Origin of the sequence: Delftia sp. WSY_12 (assembly GCF_043104645.1) — a bacterium.
Taxonomy (GTDB): Bacteria; Pseudomonadota; Gammaproteobacteria; order Burkholderiales; family Burkholderiaceae_C; genus Comamonas; species Comamonas tsuruhatensis.
The window spans coordinates 54,374-68,052 of sequence record NZ_JBICKW010000054.1 but is presented as its reverse complement, the minus strand read 5'-3'; the positions used below and the strand labels follow the sequence as shown (position 1 = coordinate 68,052).

The window sequence follows — 13,679 nt, the reverse complement described above, 5'->3', positions numbered from 1 at the left end:
TGCAGACTCCGTGATCAGTTCAGGAAAAAGGGAAGGGGAAGGAGGGGAAACAGGGCCAGTGTCCCGGCCCGCGCACATGTCTTCAACATGCTATAGCCGCCAAGCGCAGGCCGCGCACCAGCTGGTCGTGGGCCACGGTCTCGCCGCGCATGACCAGGGCCGAGGGCTGCACGCCCAGCGAGACGGCCAGCTTCTCCACGGTCAGCAGCGAGGCGATGACGCGGCCGCGCTCTATCTCGCCCACGTAGGAGCGGTTCAGGTCCGAGTGCTCGGCCAGCCGCTCCTGCGACCAGCCATGGGCCTCGCGCGCCTGGCGCACGGCAATGCCGAAGCTGGTGACAAGCCGGGTGCTCATAGGGCCACCTCCCGGGGCTGCTGCGCGTGCTCGCGCGCATGGGCCTGGGTGACGTGGGCGCCGGGCGGAACGTCCTCGGTCACCCAGACATTGCCGCCGATGACGGCGCCGCGCCCCAGCGTGACGCGGCCCAGGATGGTGGCGCCCGCGTAGATGACCACGTCGTCCTCCACCACCGGATGGCGCGCCAGGCCCTTGCGCAGGTGGCCGTGCTCATCGGTGGGAAAGCGCTTGGCGCCCAGGGTGACGGCCTGGTACAGCCGCACGCGCTCGCCGATCACCGCGGTCTCGCCGATCACCACGCCCGTGCCGTGGTCCATGAAAAAGCCCCGCCCGATCTTCGCGCCCGGGTGGATGTCGATGCCCGTCTGCGCATGCGACAGCTCGGCCACGATGCGCGCCAGCAGCGGCTGCTCCAGCAGGTACAGCTGGTGGGCCAGGCGGTGGTGGATCATGGCCAGCACGCCCGGATAGCACAGCAGCACCTCGTCCACGCTGCGCGCGGCGGGATCTCCGTGGAAGGCGGCCAGCACGTCGCTGTCGAGCAGGCGGCGGATCTGGGGCAGGGACTCGGCAAAGGCGCGTGCGATGTCCAGCGCCATGGCGTCGGCGCCCGCTGCCGTGTGGGGCGCGGACAGCCGCAGCTCCAGCCGTATCTGGCCCAGCAGCGCATGCAGGGCCGAGTCCAGCTGGTGGGCCACGAAGATGTCCTCGCTTTCCTGGCGCAGGTCGTGCGGGCCCAGGCGCATGGGAAACAGGGCTGCCTTGAGCTGGTCGATGAGGGTGGAAAGCGCGTCGCGCGAGGGAAACTCGCGCGCCCCGGGCTCCTGGGTGCGGCCGTGCGCCTCGCGCCATTCGCGGCGCGCCGCATGCAGGTTCTGGGTGAGTCCGGCAATGTCGAAACTGGCCATCTGCGGGCTCCTTCAGTCTTGAATCCAGGGCAGGCCGTGGAAGCGCCAGCCGTCGCTTTTGCCGCGCTGCTGGCGCGCGTCGATCTCGCCCTCGAAGCCTTCGAGCACGTTGAACACATGGGCGAACCCGGCCTGGGCCGCCACCTGGGCCGCCAGCACCGAGCGCTTGCCGCTGCGGCACAGCAGCAGGGCCACGGCCTCCTTGCCGCCGTGCGGGGCCAGGCGCGCTTCCAGCTCGCGGGCAAAGCGCGGGTTGCGCGTCAGCGCCGTGCCCGTGGCCCAGGGCACGTGCAGGGTGCCGGGCACCTGGCCGACGAACTTGCGTTCCTCGGCCGTGCGCACATCGACCAGCACGGCCTGGCCGGCCTGCACCAGCGCCCAGGCCACGGGCGGGCGCACGCCGCCTGCGTGGCCCAGCCCCTGTGCGCGGGCGTGGTCCTGTGCCTCCTGCAGCGCCCGGGGCAAGGCGGTTTCCAAAGTGAGGGCTGTCATGTCGTCGTCCTTGCGGAGAGTTCGCGGGTTGGTGGCTATGGGCACCAATCTAAGAACTTCGCGGCAAGCCACCAACGAACAAGAGCGGCGTTTGATAGAAGCAAAACGTCTATGAAGGCGCCGCGCGGCGCCATGCCCGGTTCGGGCGATCAGGCCGTCAGCACCCGCTGCAGCATCCACAGGTTCAGCGACACCACCAGGGCCGCGCAGCCCCACAGCACTGCCGCCATCCTGGGGCCAAAGGCCAGCTCCCCCAGCGTCTTGCGCCGCGTGGTGAACAGCAGCAGCGGCACGATGGCAAACGGCAATTGCAGGCTCAGCACCACCTGGCTGAACACCAGCAGGGCGCTGGCGCCGGTGCTGCCGAACCAGGCGGTGGCCACCACGGCGGGCACGATGGCGATGCAGCGCGTCAGCAGGGCGCGCAGCGCGGGCGACAGGCGGATCTGCAAGAAGCCTTCCATCACGATCTGCCCGGCCAGCGTGCCCGTGACCGAAGAACTCAGCCCCGAGGCCAGCAGCGCCACGCCGAACACCGCGCTGGCGATGCCCACGCCCAGCAGCGGCGACAGCAGGTGGTAGGCGTCCGACAGCTCGGTCACCGGCGCCTGGCCGGGCCGGTTGAACGCGCCGGCCGCCACCACCAGGATGGCGGCGTTCACGAACAGCGCCAGCCCCAGCGCCACCGTGGAGTCCAGCGTGGCCAGGCGGATGGCCTGGCGCGTGCCCTGGAGCGTGGTGTCATGCCGGCGTGTCTGCACGATGGACGAATGCAGGTAGAGGTTGTGCGGCATCACCGTGGCCCCCACGATGCCCACGGCCAGGTACAGCATCTGCGGATCGGCCACGATCTCCATGCCCGGCAGCAGCCCGCGCAGCACGGCCGCCACGGGCGGCTGCAGCCACACCAGCTGGGCGGCAAAGCACAGGCCGATCAATGCCACCAGGGCGATCACCACCGATTCCAGGCAGCGAAAGCCCCGGCTTTGCAGCGCCAGGATCAGCATCACATCCACCACCGTGATGCACACGCCGGCCAGCAGCGGCAGGCCGAACAGCAGGTTCAGGCCGATGGCCATGCCCAGCACCTCGGCCAGGTTGCAGGCCACGATGGCGATCTCGCAGAAGAACCACAGCACCAGGTTGATGCGCGGTGAAAACTGCGCGCGGCAGGCCTGGGCCAGGTCCCGCCCGCTGGCCAGGCCCAGGCGCACGGCCGCCGCCTGGAACAGCATGGCCATCAGGTTGGAGGCAAAGATCACCGCCAGCAGCGAGTAGCCGAACTGCGAGCCGCCCGCGATGGAGGTGGCCCAGTTGCCCGGGTCCATGTAGCCCACGGCCACCATGTAGCCGGGCCCGGCAAACGCCAGCACGCGGCGCGCGTTGTCCGAGCGGCTGTCGCCGCGCGGCACGGCAATGCTGCGATGCACCTGCGGCAGGCTGGGCGTGCCCGCGTGGCCGTGGTCCGGTTCGATGGCGCCGAAGCGGCCCTGTTCAGCCGCAAGCACGGTGTCGTTCATGGGGGCCTTTCCGCCGGCGGGGGCACGCGGTTGCAGGGTGGGATGCCTATCGGGCCGTCGGCACCAGGCCGCTGGCGGGTGCCATGGCTGCGGCGGCGGGTGCGGCATCGGTGCCTGCGCCGCGCCACAGCGCCACGAGATCTCCGGTCACGATGACCGCGCCGGCCAGCACAATCAGGCTGCCCACGCAGCGGCGCGCCACGGTGGAAGGTTTCAGGCGCCGTGGCGTGCGGCCCGGCGTGCTGGCCGGCGTGCGGGGGGCGGATGAGGAAGGCAGAAGGGACATCATGGCAACTCCTTGGCAGGGGAACGCTTGTCTCGGGCCAGCCCCGGGGAAGCCCGCCTGCCCCGGCCGGTGCGGGGCAGGCGGGCGGTCCGCGTCAGGCGTAGGCGCTGCTCATCACCAGCGAGCCGTTCACGCCGGACGGGAAGAACCCGCCCTTGGTCGCCGTGTCCTTGGTCAGGTACACGATGTTCAGCACGTCGCCCGGCGAGCGGCTGTAGGCGATGCCGTTGGCATCCAGCGGCACGATGTTGGACGTGGTGGCATCCCCCGTGATGCCCTGGTCCACGTCGGTGGAGCCGTCCAGGCTGTCGCGCGCATCCGAGATGGCGCCGGCCGCCGTGCGCAGCGCGGGCGTGGCCAGTCCCTTGGCGTACAGCACCGTGCGCACCAGGCCTGCGTGGTAGGCCTCGGCGGCCAGGATGCCGGCGGCTGCCTCCAGATAGGTCTTGTTGGTGATCAGCGGCGATGCGCCCTTGTAGGCGGTGACGCCCACGTCCTCGAAGATGAAGGCCCCCAGCAGGAAGTTCTCGTCACTCGCATAGGGATCGAAGGCCGTGCCCGCGCCCACCAGGCCGGCCGCTCGCGCGGCCACCGAGAAGGCGCCGTTCGGGTCGGTTCCGCCGATGTCGATCTGCGGCTGCGCCACCGCGGCCGAGCCCAGCGCCGCGCGCAGGAAGGCCACGTGGGCGATCTCGTCCTGGGCGATCTCCTTGGCGTACTGCGCCACCACGGGGTCCTTGAAGGCCACGGCACGGCCGCCCGTGATGGCGCCCTGCGTGCCCACGCCCGACTGCAGGTTGGCGGGCAGGCCGGTGCCGAACACCGCGTAGTGATAGAACTGCGACTCCAGATACTCCAGGTTGAGGGCGAAGTTCAGGATCTCCGCATCCGTGGGCCCGTTGGCCTGCGCATTCGCATCGCCCCCGCCACCGCCGCAGGCGGACAGGATCACCCCGCCCGCCATGCCCACGGCCACGCCGCTGGTCTTGCGGAAGAACTGGCGCCTGTCCTCCAGCTTCTTGGCACGTTTTTGCAAAACCCCGATCAACACTGATTCGTCAGACATGATGGTTCCTCTCGGTTCGCGGCAGGCGCGAACGGTCAACGTGAAGAATGCGCCTCCGGCCGAAAGCACACGGGTGTGGCGAAAGCGCGTTCCACTGAAGAGGTGGCCACCTGCTCCAGGGGAATGGGATGCGTCCCCGCTATCCGGCAGTACGCAGGCCGCGCAGGTCTGGATGTGCCGCAATTGAAAGTGGTTGTAACTTTTTGTGTTCGACGTCGATTGCCGTTTTTTTTGAATCCAGACCCCGCTGCGCTGCGTATCCAGATCAGCCGGAATCGTTCGGCTTGTCATCAACCCGCTAGGAGCATTCCATGGTCTCGATTCAAAACACCCGCAAGCTGGCCTCGTTCGGCCTGGCCATCGTGATGTCGGCTGCCTCCGTGGCTGCCATGGCCGATGTGATGGTGGGCGGCGCACCCATGCTGCCGTCCAAGGACATCATCGACAACGCCGTCAACTCCAAGGACCACACCACCCTGGTCGCAGCCGTCAAGGCGGCGGGCCTGGTCGATACGCTCAAGGGCCCGGGTCCGTTCACCGTGTTCGCGCCCACCAATGCCGCCTTCGAGGCCCTGCCCGCAGGCACGGTGGACACCCTGCTCAAGCCCGAGAACAAGGGCACGCTGACCACCGTGCTGACCTACCACGTGGTGGCCGGCAAGTGGGATGCGGCGGCGCTGTCCAAGATGATCAAGGACGGCAAGGGCATGGCCAGCATCAAGACCGTCAGCGGCGGCACGCTGGTGGCCAAGTCCAGCGGCTCCAAGATCATGCTGACCGATGAAAAGGGCGGCACGGCCACGGTGACGATTCCCGACGTCTACCAGTCCAACGGCGTGATCCACGTGATCGACAAGGTGCTGCTGCCCAAGTGAGCGGCACAGGCAGCGAGCGGGCCGGCCACTGACCGCCGTGGTCAGTGGCCGGAGCCTTGTGCCTTCGCCATGCGCCTTGCGGGCGCAACGCCGCAAGCCGCTGCCGGCGTCCCGGCCTGCGCGGCCAGCTTGGACAGCCGCCAGCGCGTCAGGTCGTCCGCGCCGGGGCCGGCCTCCACGCGCAGCTCGGAAAAAGGCACGCTGCGGCCCGATTCCTCCTCCACCAGCGCCAGCCGCAGGGGCGTGCCCGACTGCGCACGCACAAAGCGCATGGGCGGCTGCGCTTCTTGCTGCAGGCGCCACCGGTCGCCGACCTGGGCCAGCGCCTGGATCACCAGGGACAGGTCGCGGCCCTTGGGCGTGAGCAGGTACTCGTAGCGGTCCGGGCCGCTTTGGTAGAGGCGGCGCTCGACCAGGCCGGACTGCTCCAGCTGGCGCAGGCGGTCGGTCAGCGTGGCGTTGGTGATGTCCGTGGACTTTCTCAGGTCGTCATAGCGGCTCAGGCCCAGCATCAGGTCGCGCAGCACCAGCATGGCCCAGCGGTCGCCTACGGCCTCCAGCGTGGTGGCGATCGAGCAGGCCATGCCCTCGAAGCTCTTGGATCGCATGGAATTCCTCGTTGTCTGTTCGCGTTGTCGCAGGCCTGGAGTGTCTCAGCAAAACGCAAGCCCGGCCCGCAAAGGTGGATTGCGTGCTTGTAGCTCTAATGATTGAAGTTTATAGTTGAAGCCACTTTCAACCACCGCTTGACCCAAGCAAGGACTTCTCCCATGAGCACGCATCAAGGCACCGCCGTCGTCACTGGCGCCTCCTCCGGCATCGGCGCCGTCTATGCCGATCGCCTGGCCGCACGCGGCCATGACCTGATCCTGGTCGCGCGCCGCCTGGACCGGCTGCAGGCGCTGGCACAGCGCCTGCGCGACGACCATGGCCGCCAGGTCGAGGTGGTGGCGGCCGACCTGGCCGACGCCGCCGGCCTGCAGCGCGTGGAGGCCCTGTTCGATGGGCAGCGCGACATAGCCATGCTGGTCAACTGCGCCGGCCTGGGCGCCCTGGGTCCGGCGGCCCAGGTGGATGCGCGCGAAGTCGACCGCCTGGTCATGGTCAACATCCATGCGCTGACGCGGCTGTCGCTGGCGGCAGCGCGGCTGTTCGCCACGCGCGGCCGGGGCACGCTGATCAACATCGGCTCCATCCTGGCCCTGATGCCCTTGCCGGGCGCCTCCAGCTACGGCGCCTCCAAGGCCTATGTGCTGAACTTCACGCGCTCGCTGCAGGCCGAGCTCGCTTCCAGCGGCGTCATGGTGCAGGCCGTGATGCCAAGCCTGGTGCGCTCGGAGTTCTTCGGGGGCAAGCCTTCTCCTTTTCCCGAGCACCTGTTCATGTCGCCCGAGACCCTGGTGGACACGGCCCTGGCGGCGCTGGACCAGGGCGAGGCCATCTGCTTTCCCACGCTGGGCAGCACGACCGCCTGGCTGGACTTTGACCAATCGCGCGCCGATCTCGTCAAGGCGTTGACGCTCAGCGGCGTGCCGGCGGCGCGCTACCAGGCTGCGGATGCAGGCCAGCCGGCCTGACGGCCGCGCTGCGTCGCCACCCCGGATTCCCGTACTCCTCTTTTTGCCCCGGAGAAAGCCATGCCCCTGTGGAAGATCTACCACCCCGAAAACGCCTTCAGCGATGAAGACAAACAGGCCATCGCCCAGCGCATCACGGCCGTCTACGGCGACCTGCCGCGCTTTTACGTGGGCGTGGTGTTCGAGGCCGTGGCGCGCACCTCGTTCTTCATCGGCGGCGAGCCTGCGGATGATTTCGTGCGCATCTCCGTGGACCACATCGCGCGGCAGATACGCGACGAGGAGACCAAGACACGGTTCCTCGAAGGCGTGCGGCGGCAGCTGTCCCCCTTCATCGCCGACCGGGGCCTGCGCTGGGAGATGCATGTGGACGAGACGCCCTTCAGCCTGTGGAGCATCCAGGGCCTGCGCCCGCCCGTGCCGGGCACGCCCGAGGGGGAGAAGTGGCGCCTGGACAATCGGCCCTCTCCCCTCTGAGGACCTGCCTGCACTCAGCGCAGCGACAGCCCCGCCGACTGGATCGCGCGGGCGTAGCGCGGGCGCTCGCTTTGCAGGCTCTGGCCCAGGTCGGCAGGGGAGCCGCCCGCCACCTTGAAGCCCATGTGCTCCAGCTGGGCGCGCACATCGGGGGCCTGCAGCACGGTCTGCAGGTCGCGGTTGATCTTGGCGACGATGGGCGCAGGCGTGCCGGCCGGCGCGAAGTAGCCCTGCCAGCTCTCCACCGAGAAGCCGGGCACGCCGGCCTCGGCCATGGTGGGTACCTGGGGCAGGGCGTCGGAGCGGTAGGGCGTGGTCACGGCCAGGGCGCGCAGCTTGCCGGCGCGCACGTACTCGGTCACGGCGGCCAGCGTGATCAGCGTGGCGTCGGTGTGGCCGCCCAGCACGTCCAGCGAGGCGGGGCCACCGCCCGGGTAGGGGATGTAGTTGACCTTGGCGCCCGTCTCCTGCGTGAGGATTTCATGCGCCACATGGGCAATGCCGCCATTGCCGGGCAGGCCCAGGCTGATGCTTTGCGGCTTGGCCTTGGCGCGCGCCAGGTAGTCGCCCAGCGTGTTCAGGCCCGTGCCGGGGTTGACCACCAGCACCTGCGGATTGACCACGGCCTTGATGATGGGCGTGAAGGCCTTTTGCGTGTCGTAGGGCAGCTGGGCAAACAGCAGGCCGTTGAGCGTGAGGCCCTCGCCCTGCTGCAGCAGCGTGTAGCCATCGGGCGCGGCCTTGGCCACCTTGGCCGCGCCGATGGTGCCGCTGGCCCCGGCCACGTTCTCCACCACCACCGACTGGCCCCACAGCGCGGCCAGCTTGTCGGCCAGCGTGCGCGTGAGCTTGTCGGCGCTGCCCCCGGGCGCCACGGGCACGATGATGCGCACCGGCTTGTTCGGAAAGCTGTCGGCCGAGGCCAGGGCCGCAGGCGCGTGCAGGGCCAGGGCGGAGAACAGGGGAAGCAGCAGTGCGCGCAGCGCAGACGGGGTGCGGATCATGGGAGTGCCGGAGTGCAGAGAGTCGATGCCCGCAGTCTGGGAGGCTCCTGGCGCGGCGTGAACTAAGCATTGCGGCTATGCATATGCGGCTGCCGCACAACGTGCGTCACGCTTGCGCCACGCATGCGCGCGCAGTGCCCAAAGCTCATATCCATATCTGCAATGCGTCGTTGGCGCCGGGGCGGGAGAGGCCTAACTTCGTGTCCTCCCGCGAACGTCCCCCCAGGCACTCCCATGACACAGACCCATCTCTCCATCGACTTCAGCGGCAGCGACGTGGCCAGCCGCCGCGCGGCCGCCATCACCGGCTTCATCGCCACGGCCCGGCGCCTGCTCCCCGATCCCGAACGGGCCACGCCCGAGCAATTGCAGGCCGTGGCCCGCGAGCTGGAGGCGCTGGGCCTGCAGCGCGAACTGTTCCCGCACGCGCACTTCCCCGTCTCGGCCAGCAACCCGGCCCAGGTCTACCGCCTCAGCGAAGACCTGGGCGGGCGCTATGCGCTGTACCTGTCCACCGGCCTGCCGGGCAAGTCCCAGCCGCCGCATGACCACACCACCTGGGCCATCATCGCGGGCGTCGAAGGCGTGGAGCGCAACGTGTTCTTCACGCGCGGCAAGACCGACGACCCGCTGCGCGACACCCTGGCGGTGGGCCGCAGCGTCGATGTGGGCAGCGGAACCTCGGTGGTGCTCACGCCCACCGACGTGCACACCATCGAGCTGATCGGCGAGGAACCCGGCCTGCACCTGCACTTCTACGGGCGCGGCCTGGAGCGCATGCCCGAGCGCGTGGTCTTCGAGAGCCTGGAGGGCGGCAGCTTCCGCACCTTCGGCCCGCCCAAGTCGATTCGCCATGCGCTGGTCACGCCCGCCGCGCTCCGGCAGGCCCTGGCCGATGGCGAGGAAATCGCCGTGCTCGACGTGCGCGAGGCCGGTGTCTTCGCGCACCGCCACATCCTGTTCGCGGCGCCGGCCCCGGCCTGGCGGCTGGAGCAGCTCATCGACCGCCTGGTGCCGCGCCGGGGCACGCGCATCGTGCTGGTGGATGGCGACGGCACGCTGGCCCATGAGGCTGCGGCCAAGCTCGTGCGCCTGGGCTGGCCCAATGTCTCCGTGCTGGAAGGCGGCACCGAAGGCTGGGCGGCCGAGGGGCTGGAAATCTTCAGCGGCACCAACGTGCCCAGCAAGGCCTTCGGCGAAGTCATCGAGCATGAAAAGCACACGCCCTGGATCACCTCGGACGAGCTGGGCGCGCGCGTGCAGCGCGGCGACAACATCGTCGTCGTCGACAGCCGCACGCCCGAGGAATTCGCGGCCTTCAGCCTGCCCTTTGCCCTGAGCGTGCCGGGGGCCGAACTGGTCTACCGCATCGGCGAAATCGCCCCGGACCCGCAAACCCTGGTCGTCGTCAACTGCGCGGGCCGCACGCGCTCCATCGTGGGCGCGCAGACCCTGATCGATGCCGGCATCCCCAACCCTGTCGTCTCGCTGCGCAACGGCACCATGGACTGGCTGCTCACCGGCCGCAGGCTGGCCCATGGCCGCCGCACCCCGCTGCCCGAGCCCGGCGCCGTCGCCCTGGCCACCGCCCGCGAGCGCGCAGCCAGCGTGGCGCAGCGCGCGGGCGTGCAATCCATTGATGCGGCCGAACTGGCCCGCTTCGAGTCCGAAGCCACCGAACGCACGCTCTACCGCTTCGACGTGCGCACCCGCGAGGAATACCAGGCCGGCCACCTGCCCGGCTGGCGCTGGGCGCCGGGCGGCCAGCTCGTGCAGGCCACCGACGAATACGCGGCCACGCGCGGCGCACGCATCGTGCTGGCCGACTGGGACGGCGTGCGCGCCCTCACCACCGGCGCCTGGCTGGCCCAGCTGGGCTGGGAAGTCTTCACCTACGTTCCGCCCACGCTGGCCACCCTGGAAACCGGCGCCGAACCCGTGCGCGTGCTCGCCTCCCACGCGCCTGCGCCCCAGCTGTCCGTGCAGCAGGCGCAGGAGCTGCTGGGCGAAGGCCGTGCCATCGTCTTCGACGTGGACAGCCGGCCCGCCTTCGAGAAGCAGCACATCGCCGGTGCGCGCTTTGCCGTGCCTGACCGTCTGCCCTCCTTCGTGCAGGCCCTGCCGCCGGCCCAGGTCGTGGTGCTCACCTCGCCGGACGGCGTGCTGGCGCGCAGCGTGGCGGCCGAACTGGCGGCGCGCACGGGGCGCGATGTGCGCTCCGTCGTTGGCGGCACTTCTGCCTGGGCTGCTGCCGGGCTGCCGCTGGGGCAGGGGGATGCGGATGTGCTGACGGGGGATGATGACCAGTGGTACAGCCCTTATGCGCATCGGGATCTGGGGTTGAGGGATGCGGGGTTTCGGGCTTATCTGGATTGGGAGTTGGGGTTGGTGGGGCAGTTGGAGCGGGATGGGTGGGCTGCTGAGATTCGGCTGGTGCCTGTCTGAGTTGCTTTTTTTGTCCCTGCCGGGTGGTTGTTTTTCGAGGCCGGGTCTCGGCCCGGCAGCCGACTCCCTTTCTTATCGCGCGATAAGAAAGGAAGCAAAGAAGCGCGCCCCGCACTGCCCACGACCCTTCGCTTCGCTGCGGGCGACCTGCGTTGGGCGGGATGCGGGGTGCGCCGTGAAACTCGTTGCGCGCTGCGCGCTTCACTCAAACATCACGGCGAGCTAGACAACGAAGCAAGCCTGTCCTTCGGCAGGCTTGCCACCCCGCATCCCGCCCAACGCAGGCGTGGGCAGAAGGGGGGGAGGCTGTGGAACAGCCAACAGCCAACAGCCAACAGCCAACAGCCAACAGCCAACAGCCAACAGCCGGCGCCATCACTGCGTTCGGCTTCAAACCAGGGGCCGAGCGAAGCGAAGGCCCGGGCAAACTCCCCGTATGTCAGCGCCTGCGGCGTGGTGGTTGCGGGGTTGCAGTCCTGCCGAAGGACAGGACTGCTTCGTCATCTGACTCGCCGTGATGTTTGAACGTAGCGCGCAGCGCGAAGAGAGTTTCACGGCGAACCCCGCAACCGCCACGACGCAGGTTGCCCGCAGCGAAGCGGAGGGTCGCGGACATCCGGGTCGCCTTTGCTTTGCCTACTTTCCTTTGGCGAAACAAAGGAAAGTAGGTCGGCCGCCGGGCCGAGACCCGGCCTCGAAAAGAAACCCCCCGGCAGGGCCAGAACCAGCAAGCGCAGCAAACGCAGCGCACGCAGCAAACGCAGCAGCGCCCAAAAATCTCAGGCAGCCAACCTGAACCGCTCCACCACCACCCCAAACCCCCTCTCCAGATCCGCAATCAAATCCAAAGGATCCTCCAGCCCCACATGCAACCGCACCACAGGCGCAGTCCCCGTCCACACACTGTGCTCCCGCAACCGCTCAGGCTGCGCCACCAGCGCCAGGCTCTCGTACCCGCCCCAGGAAGCCCCCTGCGCAAACTGCCGCAACGAGTCAACGAACACGGCGCCGGCACCGGCGTCCACCCCTTCGGCAAACGCGAATGACACCAGCCCGCTGGCCCCGCTGAAGTCACGCTTCCACAGCACATGGCCGGGATCGGACGGCAGGGCCGGGTAGAAGACGCGGCCGACCTGGGGCTGCTGCTCCAGCCACTGGGCGATTTCGGTGGCGTGGCGCTGGTGCTGGGCCAGGCGCACGGGCAGGGTGCGCAGGCCGCGCAGTGCCAGGTAGGCGTCGTCGGCGCCTATGGTCAGGCCCAGGGCCTCGTAGGCGGTGGATATCTTTTTGGACAGCGCGGGGCCGTCGGTGATGACGATGCCCTGCATCACGTCGGAGTGGCCGGCGATGTACTTGGTCGCGGCCTGGATGGAGAGGTTGGCGCCGTGCTCCAGGGGCTGGTAGAACCAGCCGCCGCTCCAGGTGTTGTCGGTGGCCACGGCAATGCCGTGCTGGCGCGCCACGGCGGCCAGGGCGGGCAGGTCCAGCACTTCGTAGAGCAGGGAGCTGGGCGATTCCAGGTAGACCAGGCGGGTGTTGGGGCGGATCTTGCCGGCCAGATCGTCGCGCGAGGGCGAGAAGTACTCCAGCGTGATGCCCAGGCGCTGCAGCAAGGTGGCATCCACGCGGCGCACGGGAGAGTAGACGCTGTCGGCCACCAGGGCATGGTCGCCGGGCGAGAGCAGGGCGATGAGCACCAGGGCGATGGCGGACAGGCCCGAGGGCGTGAGAAAGGCGCGGTGCCCGCCCTCCAGCGCGACCACGGCGTCTTCCAGCGCGCGGTGCGTGTCCAGGCCGTGGCGGCCGTAGGAGGCCACGCGCTCGCCGGCCTCGCGGCGGTGGTGCAGGTCGGCGTAGGCGGCGCTGTCGGCAAAGCGCACGGTGCTGGTGCGCACCACGGGCACGTTGACGGGGCCGGAGCCGCCCTGCAGCGGCGGCGTGCCTGCGTGCAGCAGGCGGGTCGACGGGCCCAGGGGCCGGTGCTTGTCTTGAGGGATGCTCATGCCACGGCCTCGCTGGGACGGAAGTAGGCGGCGTTGTAGTTCTTGACTTCGCCGGTGTCGGGGTCGATGGCCACGCGGCCGCTCAGGGTTTCCAGCGGCTGGCCGTAGAGGTGGAAGTGCAGCGTGGGCTGCTCGCCCACGACGGCAATGCTGTGGATGTCATCGGGCAGGAAGGCGATGGAGGCGCCCGGCTGCACGGTGAATTCGCGCGCCAGGTGGATGCTGGCGCGTGCGGGGTCGCTGCGGTCGTCCGTGCGCTCGTAGAGGCGGTTGAGCTCCTGGCCTTCGACGGCAACGATCACGGCCCAGGTCGTGTGGTTGTGCGGGGCCGTGGTCTTGCCGGGGTTGATGGAGTTCAGGTACAGGGCCAGGCCCGCATCGCCATCGGCCGGGTTGAGGCGGTAGCGCGTGGAGGCGCCCACGCCTTCGGTCTGCGCGGGCGGGGGGAAGTCCGCGCGGCTGAACAAGGCCTTGTGCGCGGCCAGCTGCTCCAGGCGTGCGGTGATGGCCGACAGGGTGCTGCGGTCGGGCGCGCCGGCCTGCAGCAGCTGGCGCACGTCGGCCAGGGCGGCGTCCACGGCCTGGCGGCGCCGGGCGACGGCGTCTGTATGGGTGCCTGTATCTGCGCCTGTGCCGGCCGGGGTTTCAGTCGTTGTTTCTGCGGTCAT

The 13,679-nt window shown here is 69.4% G+C and carries 14 protein-coding genes; 4 read left to right on the top strand and 10 right to left on the bottom strand.

The genetic code is table 11. The features are described from left to right. Positions 1–82: 82 nt before the first annotated feature. From ACF8LI_RS23565 to ACF8LI_RS23540, 6 genes are all read right to left on the bottom strand, one after another. On the bottom strand, positions 83–355 hold the full coding sequence (locus ACF8LI_RS23565) for a helix-turn-helix transcriptional regulator (protein WP_012207587.1): 273 nt from the start codon (positions 353–355) through the stop codon (positions 83–85). Then, positions 352–1,266, bottom strand: coding sequence for a serine O-acetyltransferase EpsC (gene epsC / locus ACF8LI_RS23560; protein WP_012207586.1), 915 nt, complete (start codon positions 1,264–1,266; stop codon positions 352–354). The genes ACF8LI_RS23565 and epsC overlap by 4 nt, the downstream gene beginning before the upstream one ends. A gap of 12 nt (positions 1,267–1,278) precedes the next feature. Continuing rightward, positions 1,279–1,758: a rhodanese-like domain-containing protein gene (locus ACF8LI_RS23555; protein WP_392414366.1), complete on the bottom strand. Its 480-nt coding sequence runs from the start codon at positions 1,756–1,758 to the stop codon at positions 1,279–1,281. 149 nt (positions 1,759–1,907) lie between these two features. Then, on the bottom strand, positions 1,908–3,278 hold the full coding sequence (locus tag ACF8LI_RS23550) for an Nramp family divalent metal transporter (RefSeq protein ID WP_310041812.1): 1,371 nt from the start codon (positions 3,276–3,278) through the stop codon (positions 1,908–1,910). Between the two features lie 46 nt (positions 3,279–3,324). Beyond that, positions 3,325–3,567: a hypothetical protein gene (locus tag ACF8LI_RS23545; protein WP_133073889.1), complete on the bottom strand. Its 243-nt coding sequence runs from the start codon at positions 3,565–3,567 to the stop codon at positions 3,325–3,327. 91 nt (positions 3,568–3,658) lie between these two features. After that, positions 3,659–4,630, bottom strand: a complete 972-nt coding sequence (locus ACF8LI_RS23540) for a ferritin-like domain-containing protein (RefSeq protein WP_016450780.1) — start codon at positions 4,628–4,630, stop codon at positions 3,659–3,661. Positions 4,631–4,941: 311 nt separating this feature from the next. On the opposite strand from ACF8LI_RS23540, the gene ACF8LI_RS23535 reads away from it, so the two are divergent. Then, complete coding sequence (locus ACF8LI_RS23535) at positions 4,942–5,505, top strand: fasciclin domain-containing protein (RefSeq protein ID WP_013800571.1); 564 nt, start codon at positions 4,942–4,944, stop codon at positions 5,503–5,505. A 41-nt stretch (positions 5,506–5,546) separates the two neighbouring features. Here ACF8LI_RS23535 and ACF8LI_RS23530 read toward each other — a convergent pair whose 3' ends face one another. Continuing rightward, positions 5,547–6,113 (bottom strand): helix-turn-helix domain-containing protein, encoded by a 567-nt coding sequence (locus ACF8LI_RS23530; RefSeq protein WP_016452655.1) that lies wholly within the window; start codon positions 6,111–6,113, stop codon positions 5,547–5,549. A gap of 162 nt (positions 6,114–6,275) precedes the next feature. Between ACF8LI_RS23530 and ACF8LI_RS23525 the strand changes: the two genes are divergently transcribed. Continuing rightward, on the top strand, positions 6,276–7,082 hold the full coding sequence (locus tag ACF8LI_RS23525; protein ID WP_392414365.1) for an SDR family NAD(P)-dependent oxidoreductase: 807 nt from the start codon (positions 6,276–6,278) through the stop codon (positions 7,080–7,082). A 60-nt stretch (positions 7,083–7,142) separates the two neighbouring features. After that, complete coding sequence (locus tag ACF8LI_RS23520; RefSeq protein WP_013800576.1) at positions 7,143–7,559, top strand: tautomerase family protein; 417 nt, start codon at positions 7,143–7,145, stop codon at positions 7,557–7,559. Between the two features lie 14 nt (positions 7,560–7,573). Here ACF8LI_RS23520 and ACF8LI_RS23515 read toward each other — a convergent pair whose 3' ends face one another. After that, positions 7,574–8,563 carry a tripartite tricarboxylate transporter substrate binding protein gene (locus ACF8LI_RS23515; RefSeq protein WP_013800577.1) on the bottom strand — a complete coding sequence of 330 codons (990 nt, stop codon included), beginning with the start codon at positions 8,561–8,563 and terminating at the stop codon, positions 7,574–7,576. A gap of 234 nt (positions 8,564–8,797) precedes the next feature. Here ACF8LI_RS23515 and ACF8LI_RS23510 point away from each other — a divergent pair, with 234 nt between their 5' ends. Next, complete coding sequence (locus tag ACF8LI_RS23510; RefSeq protein ID WP_392414364.1) at positions 8,798–11,008, top strand: rhodanese-like domain-containing protein; 2,211 nt, start codon at positions 8,798–8,800, stop codon at positions 11,006–11,008. Positions 11,009–11,787: 779 nt separating this feature from the next. Here the strand turns inward: ACF8LI_RS23510 and metC are convergent. Further along, complete coding sequence (gene metC / locus ACF8LI_RS23505) at positions 11,788–13,011, bottom strand: cystathionine beta-lyase (RefSeq protein WP_392414363.1); 1,224 nt, start codon at positions 13,009–13,011, stop codon at positions 11,788–11,790. Next, complete coding sequence (locus ACF8LI_RS23500; RefSeq protein WP_252653426.1) at positions 13,008–13,679, bottom strand: cysteine dioxygenase family protein; 672 nt, start codon at positions 13,677–13,679, stop codon at positions 13,008–13,010. Before ACF8LI_RS23500 ends, metC begins: the two co-directional genes overlap by 4 nt.